An 18,414-nucleotide genomic window follows, 5' to 3' on the forward strand; every position below is an offset into this window, starting at 1 on the left:
GTCACCTCGACCGCAATCGATTCTGATCAGTTGCCCAGCGCGCGTACCTTGGCGATCGTCTCCTGGACGTGTTGCCGGGCGGGCTCGTGCCCCTGAGCGGCCTGCGAGAGCGCCTGCCGATACGAGTCGATCATGCCGATCAGCGGCCCGGCGGCGACGCCCTGGAGGGCTCCGGCGACGAGTTGACGTGCCTCGGCCGCGTCCTGGGCCGCCGCCGCCGTCTTCGCCTTCGCCTCGTCCAGCTTCTGTGCCGCCGCCGCCAGCCTGGCGATCATCTCCGCTGCGCTCACACGCCCTCCCCACGATCGGATCACACCCGGCGTCGCGGCCTCCGCAGCAGCGGCGACCACACAGGAGCGTACGAGATCCATACCCGCACCGCGACCACGTGAGCGTCGCGCACCGCCGAGAGTGGGGTCAGCGCATGGTCCGGATGAGCAGCAGGTAGCCGCAGAAGGCCAGGGGAACCGCGAGGAAACAGACCAGGAAACCCAGGACCGGATGGCGCGGCGGGGTGCTGGCGCCGACGGCGGGCCGCCCCCAGCGGCCGAGCACCAGCCAGCCGCCGATCAACGCCATGGCAGGCAGGCCGGCGAGCATCCAGGCGAGCAGGGTACCCAACCCGACCACGCCGAGGCTCCAGCCGACCGTCAGGATCAGCAACAACAGCACCCCGACACCGGCGGCTCCGGCGTAGACCGCGAGCGCTCGGGCCCGCGACGACCACGTCGGCAGCAGCGCCGGCTGCTGGGCGAGCAACTCGGCCTGCTGCGCGTGCCGGTCGGCCTCGTCGGCCCAGCGCCGGGCCAACTCCAGCTCCGTCGCCGGGTCCGCCTCGCCCGCACGCGGGGCCGGGACCCCCGCCGCCGTCGCGCTCACCGCCACCGGCAACGCCCGGTCCGACTCCCCCACACCCACCTGGGAGTACGCCCCGACACCCGGCCGCCCCGGGGCGGCGGCTGCGCCGCCGTCCGACCCCGTCCCCGGTTCCCAACCAATACGCGGCTGCCCCGGACGCCCACCGGGCGGCCCGGACACCGGGGCAGGCCCGCCGGGCAGGGGCCCGCCGGGTGTGGCGGCCGTCGACGTCGGGCCACCACCGGAAGCGATGCCGATGGTGCGGCCGAGGTGGTCGAGGCGCTGCCCCTGGGCCACCAGCCGCCGGTCGAGGTACTCCACGGCGGCACTCAGATCCCGCTGCCGTTCGGCCGCCGCCGCGGCACCCTGCTCCCCGGCGCGCTGCTGGGCGGCGAGGTGACGGGCCAACGCCGCGTACTCGTCGAAGGTGGACACGCCTCACTCCTGCCCGTCGGAGGGGTGCTCGTCGCGGGCGAACGGCACGATCAGCCGGACCCGCTGGTCGTGCCGGTCGATCAACAGTGCCCGATCCGCGCGGGGATTGTACGCGAGGTCGTGCACGCCGAGGTGCAGGCCGAGATCCGCGCCCGGCACGTTCAGCGCGACCAGACACGCCACGTCGTCGCGGTTCTGCGTACCGCCGAGGTCGTCGGCGAGCCGACGCAGGCCACGCCACCAACCGAGCAGGTGCACCCCGTGGCCGGGCCCCTGACGCAGCACCACCCGCAGGTCGTCGTGGCCGGAGCGGAACGTGCCGGGGTCACTCGCGGCGAGCAGACCGGCGGCGGCGTCCATCCCGAACACCACCAGGTAGCTACGCGCGACCGGCCCACCGTCCGGGCTCGCTGGCGGTGCTCCCGGCGTGGTGTCGCCCGACGGCGCGTCAGCGGACCGATGCGCGCCGGTCAGCGCGGCGGCGAGGCCGCTGATCCGGTCGCGTAGCGCGGCGGCGTCGAGGCGTTGCACCCGGTGCCCGGCGTCGGCCAGCGTGGCCGCCGTGTCGTCGGCTGCCGGGTCGGCGGCGGCCACCAGGGCGGCGAGCTGGAAGGTGACCTCGCCCGGCTGATGCTGGCGGGCCAGGCTCAGGGCGGCTGCCCGCAGCACCTCGGCCCCGGCGGGCGAGGTGCCGACCACCGCCAGGTGCCGACCCGGCGCGGTGTCCATGATGAACAGCGCGGTGGTGCCGTCCACGTCGACCGTCCGGCCGACCAGGGCCAGGGGACGCCGACCACCGGGACGCAACCCGGTGAAGGTGGCGTCGTCCTCCAGGCGGGCGGTGTCGTAGCCCCGGAACACCGACGGTGGGCGGCCGTTCGCCGGGCGGGCCTGCCACAGCTGGTGGCGCAGCCGGGTCAACTCGTCGGAGGCGGCGTGCGCGTCGGGGAAGCGGATCACGGTGTTCGCGCCGGGCGCACCGGCGGCGGTGTTCACCACCGCCGAGCCGACCGGCAGGGTCGCCGCGGCGTCGTTGAGCTGGTCGAGCACTCCCCCGCCACCGGCCAGCGCCACCCGCAGGGCGAACTGCCCGAAGACCGCTTCGGCACGGCCGTACAGCGCCTCGATGCCGGTCATGCTCTGGCTGGCCAACACCAGGTGTACGCCGTACGAGCGGCCCTTGCGGGCCAACTCCTCCAGCAGGTCGACCGACTCGCGGGCCAGCGGGTCGTTGCCCGCGAGCAGCACGTGGAACTCGTCGATCACGGCGACGATCCGGGGTACCGGGGTGTCGGCGGGCAGGTCGGCCAGCTTGGTGACGCCGTGCCGCTTCAGTGCGGTGGCCCGCCGGTTCAGCTCGCGGCGCAGTTCCCGCAGCACCGCCACGCCGTACTCCCGGTCGCTCTCGATGCCGACGGCGCGGGCGTGCGGCAGCCACGACGGGTCGCGCTCGGTGGGCACGAACTCGGTGAAACTGACCCCCTCCTTGAAGTCGAGGAGGTAGAGCTGCAACTCGGCCGGCGAGTAGCGCGCGGCCAGGCCGTACAGGACGTCGAGGAGGAAGACCGTCTTGCCCGCGCCGGTACGCCCACCGACCAGCCAGTGCGGGGTGGCGTCGTCGAAGGCCATCGGGAACGGGTCGCGCCCGGCGCGGCCCACGACGGTGCGCAGGCCCGCGCGAGCCGAGTCGGTCCACCGCTGCCCGGGGAGCAGGTCGGCGAAGCCGACCGTCTGGCTGCGCCGGGCGGTCTCGCCCAGGTGGGCGGCGAGCGCGGCGACGGAGGCCGGTGGCGGATCGCCGTCGAGGACCACCGGAGCGGCCAGACCGCTGCCGTCGGCGCTGAACGGCGCGTCCGGCGGGTCGCCGACCCGGGCGTACCCGTCGGTCAGCCGTAGCGCGGTGGTGGCGCCCAGCGTCGGGGCGGACTCGCCCGGCCCGGTGGGCGGCCAGCCAGCGAGCAGCACGCAGACGGCGGCGGCCGGACCGGCGTGGGTGAGCGCCGCCAGCCGGGCCGCATCGCGGGGCGAGGGGATGGCCGCGGCGACCACCACGAGCAGGTCCTGGTCGGGCCGGTCGGCCTCGCGGGCGGCACGGGCATGGCGTTCGGCGGCGTCGAGTACTGCGGTGACCTCGGCGTCGGTGGTGGCCGGCTGCTCGACGACGCTGGCGTCGAGCAGTGGTCGCAGTGGACCGAAGGTGGCGCCGAGGGCGGCGGTGTCCAGCGCGGCGACCCGGACGCCTCCGGGCTCGGCGGTGGCCACCAGCCGCAGCACCAGGGCCCGCAGCAGCCCGGCGACCACCGGGTGACGGGCGTCGCCGTCGATCGCCAGGTGGTGCCCGGCGCCGAGCGGCAGCAGGACCGGGAAGCCACCACCGGCGGTCACGGCCTCGCCGACGCGGACCGGAACGGGTCGGCGGGTCAGCGGGGTGCCCGGGGTGGGGGTGGCCAGTGCGGAACCGACCCGGGACAGCCGGGCCAGCAGGTCGGTGTCGATCGACGGGTTCGACGCGGGGGTGGCGCGCAGTGCGGTGCGGGCGGATTCGAGGTGTGCGCGGGCGGCCCGGTGTGCGGCGACCGCCTGCTCGTACGCCGACGCGAGCCTGCCCACACCCCTGCCCTTCACCGCCGAGCGCCGCCTGGTCGCAGAAACCCTAACGGACGGCGGCGACACCGGCACAGTCCGAACCGGACGTGTCGGCCGTCGTGTCGTGACCGACGCGATCGGTGAGGCGGTGACCGGACGCGCGGCGGCCGACGGTCCGGCGGGGACCGTCGGCCGCCCGCGCGGTCAGCCGGTGACCGCGTTGAGTGCCGGCAGGAAGCCGTAGCGGTAGCCGTCGGCGTTCGGGTGGTACGCCTCGATGACCCCGGTGACGTCCCGGATCCACGGCTGGGCGCCGCAGACACCGTGGCCGGCGAAGGTGGGTCGGGTGTCGGCGAAGGTGGCACCGGCCGCGGCGGCCCGGTCGGCGGTCACCGTGGCGAGCACGTCGGCGGCCTCGTTGAGCAGGGTGCGCTTCTGGGTGCTCATGGCCAGCAGCCCGCAGTAGTTGGTCTCGAACAACCGTGGGTAGCCGAGCACGATCAGCCGGGCGTTGGGGGCCCGCTCCCGGATGGCGGCATAGGTGCGGTCCAGCCGGGCCGGCAGCGTGCTGGTGGCGAACGCCTTGGCGGCGTTGACCGCGTTGGTGCAGCTGGAGGTGCTGCCGAACCGGCAGTCGGTCATCACGCTGGCGAAACCGGCGTCGTTGCCGCCGATGGTGATGGTGACCAGGGTGGTGGTGCTGCTGAGCGCGCTCAGTTGGTTGTTGAGCACGTCGGCGGTGACCGCGCCGCCGCAGGCGGGGAACCGGAAGCTGGCCACGTTGTTGGCGGCGGCCCACAGCGGGGCGTACGACTTCTGGCTGCGCAGGCAGGTGGACAGGTCGTACGGTCCGGCGCCGACGCCGGAGGAGTACGAGTCGCCGAGGGCGACATAGTGGATCGGGGCGGCTGCCTGGGCGACGCCGGGGACGGCCAGCGCGCCGGCAGCGGCGGTGACGATGGCGACCAGCGCGGTCAGGGCGCGGGCCAGCGGACGGTATGACATGACGGACCTTCCACATGGGGGTGGTGGTGGAGCCCGAGAACCGCGCGCGTGGCCAAGGGGTTGTTACTGGTCGGTAATGCTATCGAAACATCTGCATGAAGTGAATAGCGCCGACCGACACCCCTGTTAGGAAGGGCCCCCTGCTATACGCCAGGCGATAACAGGGGGCCCTTCCTTACATCTCAGTGGGCGGTGAGGGGGTGGGCGGCGGGGTGCACCGGGGCCGGCAGTGCCCCGACGCCATTGAGGTAGGTGTGGATAGCCGCAGCGGCGGCCCGCCCCTCGGCGATCGCCCAGACGATCAGCGACGCGCCCCGGTGCATGTCACCGGCGACGAAGACCCCGTCGGCCTCGGTCTGCCAGTCGGCCCGGGAGTCGACCGCACCCCGCGCGTTACGGGCCACCCCGAACTGCGCCAGCAACGGCTGCTCCTCGGTGCCCTCGAAACCGATCGCCAGCAGCACCAGGTCGGCGGGCAGCTCCCGCTCGGTGCCCGGTATCGCCGTGATGATCCGCTGACCGTCCCGCTTGGTCACACTCACCTCGGCGATCCGCACCGCCCGCACCGCGCCGGTGCCGTCGTCGACGAACTCCTGCACCGCCACCGCGAAGACCCGCTCGCCACCCTCCTCGTGGGCCGGGTACTCGCGCAGGATCCACGGCCACGTCGGCCACGGGTCGCGGCTCTCGTCGCGGGCCCGGGGCGGCTGCGGATACAGATCGAGCTGGTACACCCCGGCCGCGCCCTGCCGGTGGGCCACACCCAGGCAGTCCGCGGCGGTGTCGCCACCGCCGATGATGACCACGTGCTTGCCAGCCGCGTCGATCGGCGTACCGTCCGGCAGGGTGGCCAACGCGGGCCGCCCCTCGCCCGCCGCCGCGACCACCCGGTTGGCGGCCACCAGATGCTCCATCGCCTGGTGTACGCCGCGCAGCTGCCGACCCGGCGTGTCGGTGTCCCGGCCCTGCAACGCGCCGCAGGCCAACAACACCGCGTCGTGCTGGGCACGCAACTGCTCGGCGGTGACGTCGACTCCGACGTTCACCCCGGTCCGGAAGACGACCCCCTCGGCACGTAGCTGCGCCAGCCGCGCGTCGATGTGCCGCTTCTCCAGCTTGAAGTCGGGGATGCCGTACCGCAGCAGGCCACCGATCGCGTCGTCGCGCTCGTACACGGTCACCGCGTGACCCGCGCGGGCCAGCTGCTGCGCGGCGGCCAACCCGGCCGGGCCGGAGCCGATCACGGCGACCGACCGGCCGGAGGGCGCCGCCGCCGGGCGGGGTGTCAACCCCCGGGCCCCGGCCGCGTCGGCGATCTCCACCTCGACCTGCTTGATGGTCACCGGGGCACCCCCGGCGATGCCGAGCACGCACGCGGCCTCGCAGGGTGCCGGACAGAGTCGGCCGGTGAACTCGGGGAAGTTGTTGGTGGCGTGCAGCGACTCCACCGCCGCGTCCCAGTTGCCGGTGCGGACCAGGTCGTTCCAGTCCGGGATGCGGTTGCCCAGCGGGCAACCGTCGTGGCAGAACGGGATGCCGCAGTCCATGCAGCGGGTGGCCTGCTCGCGGATGAGTCCCTCACCGGCCGGCGGGTAGACCTCCCGCCAGTCGCTGATGCGCACCGGCACGGGCCGACGGGCCGGCAACTGCCGGTTGTAGCGCAGAAAACCGTTCGGGTCAGGCACGAGCCACCTCCTGGGCGACCGCCCGCTGAGCGGGCGAGACCGGCGCGGACGAACCGGCGGGCGGCGGGGCCGCCAGCGCGCTCATCACCGCGTCGTCGACGTCCTGGCCGGCGGCTTCGGCGGCCCGCATGATCTCCATCACCCGGCGGTAGTCCCGGGGAACCACGGCGGTGAACTCCTCCACCGCCTCCGGCCAACGCTTGAGCAGCTGTTCGGCGATCGCCGAGTCGGTCTCGGCGAAGTGCCGCTGCACCAGCTCGTGCAGGCGGGTCCGTTCCGCCTCGCTCGGTGCGGACAGGTCGACCAGTTCGGTGTTGACCCGGCGGCGGTCCAGCTTCCAGACGAACGCCGTCCCGCCGGACATGCCGGCGGCGAAGTTGCGACCGGTCGGGCCGAGCACCACCACGGTGCCGCCGGTCATGTACTCGCAGCCGTGGTCGCCGACGCCCTCGACGACCGCCACCGCGCCCGAGTTGCGGACCGCGAACCGCTCACCCACCCGGCCCCGCAGGAAGACCTCACCGTCGGTCGCGCCGTACAGGATGGTGTTCCCGGCGATGATCTGGTCCTCGGCGCGGCTACCCGAGTCGGCGTCGCCGGACACGAACGGCGCCGCCGCGTCCGGTCGGACGACCAACCGGCCACCGGAGAGTCCCTTGCCGACGTAGTCGTTGGCGTCGCCGTGCAGGCGCAGTGTGACCCCGCGCGGCAGGAACGCGCCGAAGGACTGCCCGGCGGTGCCGCGCAGGGTGAACTCGATGGTGTCGGTGGGCAGACCCGCGCCGCCGTGGCGACGGGTGACCTCGCCGCCGAGCATCGCGCCGACGCTGCGGTGCTCGTTGCGGATCGCCACCTCGGCCCGCACCAGCGGGACCGACGCGTCCGGGCCGGTGGCCCGCAACGCCGGCTCGGCCAGTGCGATCAGCTCGTTGTCCAACGCCTGCTCAAGGCCGTGGTCCTGAGCGCGTACGCCCCGACGGGCCGCCCCCTCGGGCAGCTCCGGCAGGTGCAGTACCCGGCTGAGGTCGAGCCCGGTGGCCTTCCAGTGCTCGACCGCCGGTGCGACGTCGAGCAGCTCGGTACGCCCGATCGCCTCGTCGATGCTGCGCAGGCCCAGCTCGGCCAGGTAGCCGCGGATCTCCTCGGCGAGGAACAGGAAGAAGTTCTCCACGAACTCGGGCTTGCCGGTGTAACGCTCCCGCAGCACCGGGTTCTGGGTGGCGATGCCCACCGGACAGGTGTCCAGGTGACAGACGCGCATCATGACGCAACCGGAGACGATCAGCGGAGCGGTGGCGAAGCCGAACTCCTCCGCGCCGAGCAGCGCCGCGACGACCACGTCCCGGCCGGTCTTGAGCTGCCCGTCGACCTGCACGGTGACCCGGTCCCGCAGCTTGTTGAGCAGCAGCGTCTGCTGCGCCTCGGCCAGGCCCAACTCCCAGGGCGTACCCGCGTGCTTGAGCGAGTTCAGCGGGGACGCGCCGGTGCCGCCGTCATGGCCGGAGATCAGGATGACGTCGGCCTTGAGCTTGGCCACCCCGGCGGCGACGGTGCCGACGCCGACCTCGCTGACCAGCTTCACGTGCACCCGGGCGGCCGGGTTGACGCACTTGAGGTCGTGCACCAGCTGGGCCAGGTCTTCGATGGAGTAGATGTCGTGGTGCGGCGGCGGCGAGATCAGGCCGACGCCGGGGGTGGCGTGGCGGGTACGCGCGATCCACGGCCAGACCTTGTTGCCGGGCAGCTGCCCACCCTCACCGGGCTTGGCCCCCTGCGCCATCTTGATCTGAAGGTCGTCGGCGTTGACGAGGTACTCGCTGGTGACCCCGAACCGGCCGCTGGCGATCTGCTTGACCGCGGAACGGCGAGCCGGGTCGTGCAGCCGCTCGACGTCCTCCCCGCCCTCGCCGGTGTTGGACTTGCCGCCGAGCCGGTTCATCGCGATGGCCAGGGTCTCGTGCGACTCGGCCGAGATCGACCCGTACGACATGGCGCCGGTGGCGAACCGCTTGACGATCTCGCTGGCCGGCTCCACCTCCTCGATCGGCACCGGCGGCAGCACCCCGGCACGCAGCTGGAACAGCCCGCGCAGCGAGCCCGCCCGGGCCGCCAACTCGTCGACCTTGGCGGTGTACTGCCGGAAGACGTCGTACTGCCGACTGCGGGTGGCGTGCTGGAGCAGGAACACCGTCTCCGGGTTGAACAGGTGCAGTTCGCCCTCGCGCCGCCACTGGTACTCGCCGCCGACCGGCAGCAGGCTGACCGACTCGGCGCCGGGCGCCGGCCAGGCCAGCGCGTGCCGGGCGGCGATCTCGCTGTGGATGCCGTCGAGCCCGACGCCGCTGATGGTGCTCGGGGTGCCCCGGAAGTACCGCTCGACCAGTCGGGTGTGCAGCCCGACCGCCTCGAAAACCTGCGCGCCGCAGTACGACGACACCGTCGAGATGCCCATCTTGGACATGATCTTCAGGACGCCCTTGCCGAGCGCCTTGACGTAGTTGCGGATCGCCGTCTTCGGCTCGACGCCGACCAGCGCCCCCGTGGAGATCATGTCCTCGACCGACTCGAAGGCGAGGTACGGGTTGACCGCGGCGGCGCCGTAGCCGATCAGCACCGCCGCGTGGTGCACCTCGCGGCAGTCGCCCGACTCGACGATCAGCGCGACCTGGGTACGGGTCTGCTCCCGTACCAGGTGTTGGTGCACGGCCGCGGTGAGCAGCAGCGACGGGATCGGGGCCAGGTCGGCGTTGGAGTCCCGGTCGGAGAGCACCAGGATCCGTACGCCGTCCTCGATCGCCTCGGAGACGTGCCGGCAGATCTCGGTCAGCCGGGCCTTGATCCCGGCCCCGCCGTCCCGGATGCGGTAGAGCCCGGAGACCCGCACCGCCTTGAACCCGGGCAGGTCACCGTCCTCGTCGATGCAGAGGATCTTCGCCAGCTCGTCGTTGTCGATCACCGGGTAGGGCAGCACGATCTGCCGACAGCTCGCCGGGCCGGGATCGAGCAGGTTGCCCTCCGGGCCGATGGTGGTGGCCAGACTGGTCACCAACTCCTCCCGGATGGCGTCCAGCGGAGGGTTGGTGACCTGGGCGAACAGCTGATGGAAGTAGTCGTAGAGCAGCCGTGGCCGGGTGGACAGCGGGGCGATCGGGGTGTCGGTGCCCATCGAACCGATCGGCTCCGCGCCGGTCCGCGCCATCGGCGCGAGCAGGATCTTCAGCTCCTCCTCGGTGTAGCCGAAGGTCTGCTGGCGGCGGCGTACCGAGTCGTGGGTGTAGACGACGTGCTCGCGGGCCGGCAGGTCGTCCAGCTCGATCAGCCCGGCGTGCAGCCAGTCGGCGTACGGCTCGGCGGCGGCCAGTTCGGTCTTGATCTCGTCGTCGTGCACGATCCGGCCGGCGACGGTGTCGACCAGGAACATCTTCCCCGGCTGGAGTCGGCCCTTGGCCACCACGGTGGCCGGGTCGAGGTCGAGCACACCCGCCTCGCTGCCCAGCACCACCAGCCCGTCGGCGGTCTGCCACCAGCGGCCCGGACGCAGCCCGTTGCGGTCGAGCACCGCACCGACGATCTCGCCGTCGGTGAACGCGACCGAGGCCGGGCCGTCCCACGGCTCCATCAGGCTGGCGTGGAACCGGTAGAACGCGCGCTTGTCGGCGCGCATGTCGGGGTCGTTCTCCCACGCCTCGGGGATCATCATCAGCACCGCGTGCGGCAGGCTACGCCCGGCCAGGTGCAGCAGTTCGAGGACCTCGTCGAAGTTCGCCGAGTCGGAGGCCGCCGGGGTGCAGATCGGGAAGACCCGCCGGATGTTGCCGGGCAGCTCCGGGGTACGCAGCAGCGCCTCGCGGGCCTGCATCCAGTTCCGGTTGCCCCGAATGGTGTTGATCTCGCCGTTGTGGGCGATGAAGCGGTACGGATGCGCCAGCGGCCAGGACGGGAAGGTGTTGGTGGAGAAGCGGGAGTGGACCAGCGCGATGGCGCTGTCCACCCGCTCGTCGGTGAGGTCCGGGTAGAACGCGGGCAACTGGTCCGGGGTGAGCATCCCCTTGTAGACCATGGTCCGGCCGGACAGCGACGGGAAGTAGGCGGGCACCTTCCGCTCGGCGGACTCGCGCTCGGCCTGCTTGCGGACGCAGAAGGCGACCCGCTCCAGCTCGATGCCGCGCAGCGGGGCACCGGCCGGGCCGTTCGGGGTGTCGGTCAGCCGCTTCGCGGCGAGGAAGACCTGTCGGACCCGGGGCATCGCCGCCAGGGCCGTCTCGCCGAGGTCGCTCGGGTCGACCGGGACGTCCCGCCAGCCGAGCACCTCTGCCCCCTCGACGAGGGCGTACTTCTCGACCACCTGCCGGGCGCGGGCCTCGTCGGCGTCGTCGTCAGGCAGGAAGACCAGACCGGTGGCGTACTCGCCGGCCGGAGGCAACGGGAACTCGACCACCGCGCGTAGGAACGCGTCCGGCACCTGGATCATGATGCCGGCGCCGTCACCGGTGTTCGGTTCCGCGCCTCGGGCACCACGGTGGTCCAGTCGGCACAGCGCACCGAGGCCGTTGGCGACCACCGTGTGCGAGCGCCGGCCGTGCAGATCCGCCACGAAGGCCACGCCGCACGCGTCATGCTCGTACGCGGGGTCGTGGAGGCCGGCAGGGGACGCTACCTGGCCTTCTCGCAGCGCCGGCTGGGGGCGGTGTGGGTACGCAAGGGCCACCGGGCCTCCTGTCGTCGCTCAGGCTGGAACATGGTCGGGACGACGTCGGCCCTGTATCGGACTATTGAGTCTACGTTAGGGCCCACCACGCAAGGCCAGTGCAGATTGATCACACCGTCCAGAGTCTGGGACGGGTAATCTCGCGCCGTGGATTCCGAGCGTAGCGACCTTCTCAACCGGTTGGAACGGTTCTACGACGTGCTGCCCCGGGACGCGGCGCGTGTGGAAGATCACGGCGCTCTGGTGCTCTTCGTCCGGGAAGGTGCCGGATGGCCATTTTACGCGCGGCCCCACCCGACCGCCGGGCGATCGCCGTCGCTGGCCGAGGTGACGCGGGTGCGCGCCCGGCAGCGGGAGTTGGGGCTGCCCGAGGCACTGGAATGGGTGCACGACCTCAACCCCGATCTGCTCCCGGTGGCCCGCTCGGCCGGTCTGGCCGTGCTCGAAGCGCCGCTGATGGTGCTCGACCCGGCCGCCCTGCCCGACCCGGCGAGCCTGCTGCGCCCGGAGGACGCCGCACACGTGTCGGTGCGGCTGCTCGACCCGACCGACGACGACCTCGGCGCGGCGGTGGCCGCCCGGCGGGCGGTGGCGGCGGTCGGATTCGGTGCTCCCGGCACCGGGCGGAGCGAGGCCGGACCGGCCGACCGCGACGCGGCGATGATCGAGTTGGACGAGGCCGCAGTCGACGAGGAGCGTGCCAGCATCGCCAACGGCAGCCGCCTGTCCGCACTGGCCGGCACCCCGGCCGACGGCCCGCTGGCCAGTGGCATGGCCATGCGGGTCGACGACGTCGCCGAGATCGCCGGGGTGGCCACCCTGCCCAGCGCCCGCCGCCGAGGGCTCGGTGCGGCGATCACCGCCACCCTGGCCCACGCCCTGCTCGCCGACGGGACCGACCTGGTGTTCCTCTCCGCCGGCAGCGAGGACATCGCCCGCGTCTACCTGCGCGTCGGCTTCCGCCGCATCGGCACCGCCTGCGTGGCCTCCCCCACCCCCCTACACCCCTAACTCCACCCGCCACCCTCGCCGTGTTGATCAAGAAGTTTTGGTCTGAGATCAGCGCGTCTGGTGACCAAAACTTCTTGATCAACGCGGAGGAAGGGGGAGGGGGAGAGAGCCAGCGGTCAGGCCGGTGGCCGCCACTGGGCGGCGATCGAGGCGGCGCTGCCGAGCAGGCGGGGCGTGATGGTGCCGAGGGCGGCGTCGCGGGCACGCAGGGCCAGACGGCCCCGGGTACGCAGCACGGCCGACATCCGGCGGGTCTGCCGGACCACGGCCGCCACCCGGGGTCGACGCGCCCGGTCGTACGCCAGCACCGCGTCGGGCAGGGTCGACTCGCGCAGCAGCGCGGCGAGCGTCGCGGCGTCCTCGAAGGCGAGGCAGGCGCCCTGGCCGAGGTGCGGCGGCATGGCGTGGGCGGCGTCGCCGAGCAGCACCACCCCACCCGGCCCGACCGGGAAGCCGTACGCCCGGGGCAGTGGACGCAGCTCCCGGATCTCCCGCTGCACCAGGTCGGCCGGGTCGGTGGCGGCCAACAGGTCGTCGACCGGGGCGGGCCAGCCGGCGTACCAGCGGCGCAACAGCGCCAGCTGCGTCTCCGGCGGTTCGGGACGCGGCGCACCCGCCGCGGTGGCCATCCAGTAGATGCCGCCCCGGCTGGAGGCGCCGGAGGAACCGCGCTCGCCGAGCGAGGCCGCCACGAACCGGTAACCGGCGCCGAGGATCTCACCGCCGACCGCGTCGGGCAGGCTCGGCGCGCGATACCAGGGGATCACCGCCCGCCAGGCGGCGCAGCCGGAGCTGACCACCCCCGACTCCGGGGCGAGCTGCCGCCGGATCACGCTGTCCGTGCCGTCGGCCGCGACGACGAGGTCCGCCTCGTAGGTGTGTCGACCGTCGCCGACGGCGGGCCGTTCGCCCGGGTTGGCGCGCACCGTCCGCACCGTCACCCCGGTACGCAGCTCGACCCGCTCACCCAGACCCGCGATCAGCGCGTCGTGCAGGTCCTCGCGGTGCACCACCACCGGCAGGCGTTCGGCCGGCGTCGGCCGGGGCTGCACCAGCCACTGCCCGTCCGGGCGGCGTACGCCACCATCGGGCAGCCCGGTGGCGATCGCGTCCAGTCCGGCACCGAGGTCCATGGCCCGCAGCGCGCGGACCCCGTTCGGCCAGAGCACCACGGCAGCCGGCTCCGGGCGGATCCGGTCGGCCCGTTCCAGGAGGGTGACCTGCCAGCCCGAACGGGCGAGCGCACCGGCGACCGCCAGGCCACCGAGCCCGCCGCCGACCACCACCGCGGTCCGCATGGCAGCCCCCGGCCTCAGCTGTCGCGGTCGGTGGGCCGAGCCGACGACGGGTCCGCTGGGTCACCGTCGGCGGAGACGTCCTCGGGGGCGTCTGTGTCGGCCCCGGTGGACGCCCGCGCCGAGGGCTCGGTGCTCTCCGCCGCCTCGGCGGGCGCCTCGCCGGTGGCCTGCCAGTGCCGGAACTGCTCCTCGCTGACCACCCGGTAGCCCTCGGGCACCGCCTGCTCGGCGCCGGCCGCCTTCGCCGACAGGTCGACCTGGGAGACGTCGGAGGTCGCCGACGAGGTGGCGGCGGTCGGCAGGCCGATCGGGACCAGGTACTCCCGGGGCCCGCGCACCCGCAGGAAGTAGACGAGGGCGCCGAGGAACACCACGGCCGCGGTCCAGACGTTGAGCCGTACGCCGAGGATGGTGTTGGCCTCGTCGGTACGCATCATCTCGATCCAGAACCGCCCGGCGGTGTAGCCCATCACGTAGAGGGCGAAGGCACGGCCACGGCCGAGGCGCAGCTTGCGGTCGAGGAGGTACACCATCGCGGCGACGCCGACGTTCCACAGCAACTCGTAGGCGAAGGTCGGGTGGTAGAGCCCCTCCTCCAGGATCGGCTGGCCGGCCTCGTCGCGCAGCGCCTGCCCGCCGTCCATCCGGTGGATCTCCAGCCCCCAGGGCAGGTCGGTGCGACCGCCGTAGAGCTCGTTGTTGAACCAGTTGCCCAGCCGGCCGATCGCCTGGGCCAGCGGCAGACCCGGCGCCAGCGCGTCGGCGACCACGGCGAACGGGATGCCCAGTTGCCGGGCTCCGACCCAGGCACCGACCGCACCACCGGCGACCGCGCCCCAGATGCCCAGCCCACCCTCGTGGATGAACAACACCCTGATCGGGTCCCCGCCGGTGCCGAAGTACTGCGCCGGTGAGGTGATCACGTGGTAGATCCGGGCCCCGATGATGCCCGCTGGCACCGCCCAGACGGCGATGTCGAGCACCGCGCCGGGCGCCACGCCACGCTGACGCAGCCGCCGCTCGGTGACCCAGCAGGCCACCACGATGCCGGCGAGGATGCACAGCGCGTACGCCCGGATGGGGATCGGGCCGAGCTGCCACACGGCGTTGCTCGGGCTGGGAATGGCGGCCAGGGACGTCGGCGAGGCGAGACTCACGGGTGCACACGCTACCGCTGCGGACCCCTTCGGCGTCACCCCGGTCCGCCGCCGGCGCGCCTCAGCGGTCGGGCTGACGCACCCCTTCGGCGAGTTCCGCGCTCAGCGCCCGCAGGGCGGCCAGGCCGCTCGCCTCGTCGGAGGCGTCGAGCAGGCAGCGGATCAACGCGCTGCCGACGATCACCGCGTCGGCGTACCCGGCGACCGTGGCGGCCTGCGCTCCGGTGCCCACGCCGAGCCCGACACCGACCGGCAGGTCGGTGACCTCACGCAGTCGGGACACCAGCACCGGTGCCGCCTGCGACGTCTGTGACCGGGCACCGGTCACACCCATGATCGCGGTGGCGTAGACGAAGCCCCGGCAGTGCGCAGCGGTCATCGCCAGGCGCTGGTCGGTGGAGGACGGGGCGACCAGGAAGGTGCGGTCCAGTCCGTGCGCGTCCGAGGCGGCCAGCCACTCGCCCGCTTCCTCGGGGATCAGGTCCGGGGTGACCAGCCCGGTGCCACCGGCGGCGGCGAGGTCCCGGGCGAACGCGTCCACCCCGTAGTGCTCGATCGGGTTCCAGTAGGTCATCGTCACCACCGGCGCACCGGTGGCCGCCACCGCCTCGATGACGCGCAACGTGTCCCGGGTGCGTACCCCACCGGCCAGGGCGATGTCGCTGGCCCGCTGGATCACCGGGCCGTCCATCACCGGGTCGGAGTACGGGATCTCCACCTCGATCACGTCGACGCCTGCGGCGACCATCGCCTTCATCGCGGCGATGCTGCCCTCGACGGTGGGGAAACCGGCCGGCATACAGCCCACCAGCAACGCCCGGCCGTCCGCCCGCGCCTTGTCGAACGCCGCCCCGATCCGGCTGGTCCGCTCGCTCATGGCCTCACTCCTTGTCGAGGATGCCGAAGTACTCGCCGGCGGTGTGCACGTCCTTGTCGCCCCGGCCGGAGAGGTTGACCACGATGGTGGGCTGCCGGCCCAACTCGGCGGCGAGCTTCGGCGCGATGGCCAGGGTGCCGGCCAGCGCGTGCGCGCTCTCGATCGCGGGGATGATCCCCTCGGTCCGGCAGAGCAGCTCGAAGGCGGCCATCGCCTCGGCGTCGGTGACCGGTTGGTAGCTGGCCCGGCCGGTGTCGTGCAGCCAGGCGTGCTCCGGGCCGACGCCCGGGTAGTCCAGGCCCGCGGAGATCGAGTGCGACTCCCGGGTCTGGCCGTCGTCGTCCTGGAGCACGAAGGTCCGGGTGCCGTGCAGCACCCCGGTGGAGCCGCCGGTGATGCTGGCCGCGTGCCGACCGGTGCCCATGCCCTCACCGCCGGCCTCGAAGCCGTACAGCCGCACCTGCGGGTCGCCGGTGAAGGCGTGGAAGATGCCCAGCGCGTTGGAGCCGCCGCCGACGCAGGCGGTCACCGCGTCCGGCAGCCCGCCGGTCAGCTCCAGACACTGCGCCCGGGCCTCGTCGCCGATGCCCCGGACGAAGTCGCGGACCAGCGCCGGGAAGGGGTGCGGCCCGGCGGCGGTGCCGATCAGGTAGTGGGTCTCGTCGACGTTGGCGACCCAGTCTCGCATCGCCTCGTTCATCGCGTCCTTGAGGGTGCGCGAGCCGGTCGTCACCGGCACCACCGTCGCCCCGAGCATCCGCATCCGGGCCACGTTCAGCGCCTGCCGCTCGGTGTCGACCTGCCCCATGTAGACCACGCACTCCAGGTCGAACAGGGCCGCCGCCGTGGCGGTGGCGACACCGTGCTGACCGGCCCCGGTCTCGGCGATCACCCGCCGCTTGCCCATCCGCCGGGTCAGCAGCGCCTGACCGAGCACGTTGCGCACCTTGTGCGCGCCGGTGTGGTTGAGATCCTCCCGCTTGAGCAGCACCCGGGCACCGGCCTGGGCGGAGAACCGCCGGGCCTCGTAGAGCAGCGAGGGCGTGCCCGCGTACTGACGTAGCAATCCGGCGAACTCGTCCCGGAACGTCTCGTCGGCCATCGCCGCCTGGTGCGCCGTGGCCAGCTCGTCGAGCGCGGCGACCAGTGCCTCCGGCACGAACCGGCCGCCGAACGTGCCGAAGTGGCCGGCGGCGTCGGGCAGCTGCGCCGGCACCTCGGACTTCGTGGCGTCAGCACTCATCGCGGGTCCTCTCGCTCACGGACGGTCGGCGGCACGGGTCAGCGCACCGGGCGGGGCGTCGCCGGGTGGTTACCGGCGTTGACCAACTCGGCCACCGCCTCCCGGGGGCTCTTCTGGGTGACCAGTCCTTCGCCGACGAGGACGGCGTCGGCACCGGCGGAGGCGTACCGGATCAGGTCGTGCGGGCCGCGTACGCCCGACTCGGCGATCTTGACGACGTTGCTCGGCAGGCCGGGCGCGATCCGCTCGAACACCGACCGGTCGACCTGAAGGGTACGCAGGTCACGGGCGTTGACCCCGATCACCTGGGCACCGGCCTCCATGGCCCGGTCGGTCTCCTCCTCGTCGTGCACCTCGACCAGCGCGGTCATGCCCAGCGACTCGATCCGCTCCAGCAGGCCGACCAACGCGTTCTGCTCCAGCGCCGCGACGATCAGCAGCACCAGGTCCGCGCCGTGGGCCCGTGCCTCGTGCACCTGGTAGCTGGAGATCACGAAGTCCTTGCGCAGCACCGGGATGTTCACCGCGGCCCGCACAGCGGCGAGGTCGTCCAGTGACCCGCCGAACCAACGCCCCTCGGTGAGCACGCTGATCGCGCGCGCGCCGCCGGCCGCGTACTGGCCGGCCAGGTCCGCCGGGTCGGCGATGTCGGCCAGCTTGCCCTTGGACGGCGAGGCACGCTTCACCTCGGCGATGACCGCGACGCCGGGCCGACGCAGGGCCGCGTACGCGTCCATTGGCGGCGGCGCGGCAGCGGCCAGTTCACGGATCCGCTCCAGCGGAACCTGCTCCTGCCGCCGGGCCACGTCCTCCCGGACTCCGGCCAGGATCTCGTCGAGCACGCTGGCGGGCGCAGCCGAACCGGCCTCGTTCTCTTCCGCGTGCGCATACTCAGCAGTCACCAACGGACTCCCCTCTCCGGGTGTCATGGGCCGATGCTAGGGGGCCCACCTGGACCCGACCGCCGGGGGTATGGCGCTCCTCACGAAATGGCCTGCGGCATAATGGCCGACCTGCGCGTACGGTTTGTGACTCTGCGTCACGACATCATCGACGTTCATCCATACCCCCGGCACCGACCGCTAGGCGCCCAGGGTACGCATTCGCGCACATCTATGCTGTGACCAAGGTCAAGGCCCAAAGTCCCTGCGCCGGCCACCTCCCCTACCGCAGAGTTGACGGTGCGGTCATCACCACGAAACCGACGCCGAGCAGCATCGGGTTCGGGCGCACTCGATGACGCGTCTGCCCCACCGCCACGACGATCTCTCCCCGGGGTGATCATGAGCGCCTCCGCGCCGCACCAGACCATCGGACTCACCACCATCTCGCGCACCGTCGCGTCGCTCGCCGTCGGTGTCGTCCACACCCTGGAGCGCGCCGTCATCGGGCCGGACCGGATGCGTACCGCGTCCGGCAACGCCTGGGAGGCCATCTGCGCCGACCGGGCCCGCGCCGACCAGCGAGCCGAGCTGGACCGGCTGGTCGCGGAGCTGGCCGCGGCCCGGGCGCGCGCCCGGCAGCCGGTCGGCTGACCGCCCACCAACCTCC

General features: G+C 73.1%; 13 protein-coding genes. 2 read left to right on the forward strand and 11 right to left on the reverse strand.

The window, feature by feature from the left end; translation table 11 throughout:
- Window positions 1–26: 26 nt before the first annotated feature.
- From FF096_RS16410 to gltB, 6 genes are all read right to left on the reverse strand, one after another.
- Window positions 27–290, reverse strand: coding sequence for a DUF6244 family protein (locus tag FF096_RS16410; RefSeq protein ID WP_309223404.1), 264 nt, complete (start codon window positions 288–290; stop codon window positions 27–29).
- A gap of 127 nt (window positions 291–417) precedes the next feature.
- Entirely contained in the window at window positions 418–1,293 is an 876-nt protein-coding gene (locus FF096_RS16415) for a hypothetical protein (RefSeq protein ID WP_309223405.1), read from the reverse strand.
- A gap of 3 nt (window positions 1,294–1,296) precedes the next feature.
- A complete protein-coding gene (locus FF096_RS16420) occupies window positions 1,297–3,903 on the reverse strand; it encodes an FtsK/SpoIIIE domain-containing protein (RefSeq protein ID WP_309223406.1) in 2,607 nt (868 codons plus the stop codon).
- Window positions 3,904–4,083: 180 nt separating this feature from the next.
- A complete protein-coding gene (locus FF096_RS16425) occupies window positions 4,084–4,884 on the reverse strand; it encodes an SGNH/GDSL hydrolase family protein (protein WP_155219071.1) in 801 nt (266 codons plus the stop codon).
- A 182-nt stretch (window positions 4,885–5,066) separates the two neighbouring features.
- Window positions 5,067–6,569 (reverse strand): glutamate synthase subunit beta, encoded by a 1,503-nt coding sequence (locus tag FF096_RS16430; protein WP_309223407.1) that lies wholly within the window; start codon window positions 6,567–6,569, stop codon window positions 5,067–5,069.
- The gene (gene gltB / locus FF096_RS16435) at window positions 6,562–11,277 is read right to left on the reverse strand and encodes a glutamate synthase large subunit (RefSeq protein ID WP_375335352.1); all 4,716 of its coding nucleotides are present in this window, start codon (window positions 11,275–11,277) and stop codon (window positions 6,562–6,564) included. Before gltB ends, FF096_RS16430 begins: the two co-directional genes overlap by 8 nt.
- A gap of 147 nt (window positions 11,278–11,424) precedes the next feature.
- On the opposite strand from gltB, the gene FF096_RS16440 reads away from it, so the two are divergent.
- Entirely contained in the window at window positions 11,425–12,288 is an 864-nt protein-coding gene (locus tag FF096_RS16440; RefSeq protein WP_309223408.1) for a GNAT family N-acetyltransferase, read from the forward strand.
- Window positions 12,289–12,404: 116 nt separating this feature from the next.
- On the opposite strand, the gene FF096_RS16445 is transcribed toward FF096_RS16440, so the two are convergent.
- The 5 genes from FF096_RS16445 to trpC form a co-directional block, all read right to left on the reverse strand.
- Window positions 12,405–13,586 carry an NAD(P)/FAD-dependent oxidoreductase gene (locus FF096_RS16445; RefSeq protein WP_155219073.1) on the reverse strand — a complete coding sequence of 394 codons (1,182 nt, stop codon included), beginning with the start codon at window positions 13,584–13,586 and terminating at the stop codon, window positions 12,405–12,407.
- A gap of 14 nt (window positions 13,587–13,600) precedes the next feature.
- Window positions 13,601–14,743, reverse strand: a complete 1,143-nt coding sequence (gene lgt / locus FF096_RS16450; protein WP_309223409.1) for a prolipoprotein diacylglyceryl transferase — start codon at window positions 14,741–14,743, stop codon at window positions 13,601–13,603.
- Between the two features lie 61 nt (window positions 14,744–14,804).
- Window positions 14,805–15,620 (reverse strand): tryptophan synthase subunit alpha, encoded by an 816-nt coding sequence (trpA, locus tag FF096_RS16455; RefSeq protein ID WP_155219075.1) that lies wholly within the window; start codon window positions 15,618–15,620, stop codon window positions 14,805–14,807.
- A 4-nt stretch (window positions 15,621–15,624) separates the two neighbouring features.
- On the reverse strand, window positions 15,625–16,863 hold the full coding sequence (gene trpB, locus FF096_RS16460) for a tryptophan synthase subunit beta (RefSeq protein ID WP_155219077.1): 1,239 nt from the start codon (window positions 16,861–16,863) through the stop codon (window positions 15,625–15,627).
- Between the two features lie 38 nt (window positions 16,864–16,901).
- Window positions 16,902–17,705, reverse strand: coding sequence for an indole-3-glycerol phosphate synthase TrpC (trpC, locus tag FF096_RS16465; protein WP_309223468.1), 804 nt, complete (start codon window positions 17,703–17,705; stop codon window positions 16,902–16,904).
- A 441-nt stretch (window positions 17,706–18,146) separates the two neighbouring features.
- On the opposite strand from trpC, the gene FF096_RS16470 reads away from it, so the two are divergent.
- A complete protein-coding gene (locus FF096_RS16470; RefSeq protein WP_155219081.1) occupies window positions 18,147–18,398 on the forward strand; it encodes a hypothetical protein in 252 nt (83 codons plus the stop codon).
- The last annotated feature ends 16 nt before the right edge of the window (window positions 18,399–18,414 follow it).

Source organism: Micromonospora sp. CP22 (assembly GCF_009712475.1).
GTDB lineage: Bacteria > Actinomycetota > Actinomycetes > Mycobacteriales > Micromonosporaceae > Micromonospora.

Excerpts from the sequence above, each read along its gene's own strand:
- FF096_RS16425 (WP_155219071.1), bottom strand. The coding sequence starts at position 4,884 with ATGTCATACCGTCCGCTGGCCCGCGCCCTGACCGCGCTGGTCGCCATC.
- FF096_RS16445 (WP_155219073.1), bottom strand. The coding sequence starts at position 13,586 with ATGCGGACCGCGGTGGTGGTCGGCGGCGGGCTCGGTGGCCTGGCGGTC.
- trpA (WP_155219075.1), bottom strand. The coding sequence starts at position 15,620 with ATGAGCGAGCGGACCAGCCGGATCGGGGCGGCGTTCGACAAGGCGCGG.
- trpB (WP_155219077.1), bottom strand. The coding sequence starts at position 16,863 with ATGAGTGCTGACGCCACGAAGTCCGAGGTGCCGGCGCAGCTGCCCGAC.
- FF096_RS16470 (WP_155219081.1), top strand. The coding sequence starts at position 18,147 with ATGAGCGCCTCCGCGCCGCACCAGACCATCGGACTCACCACCATCTCG.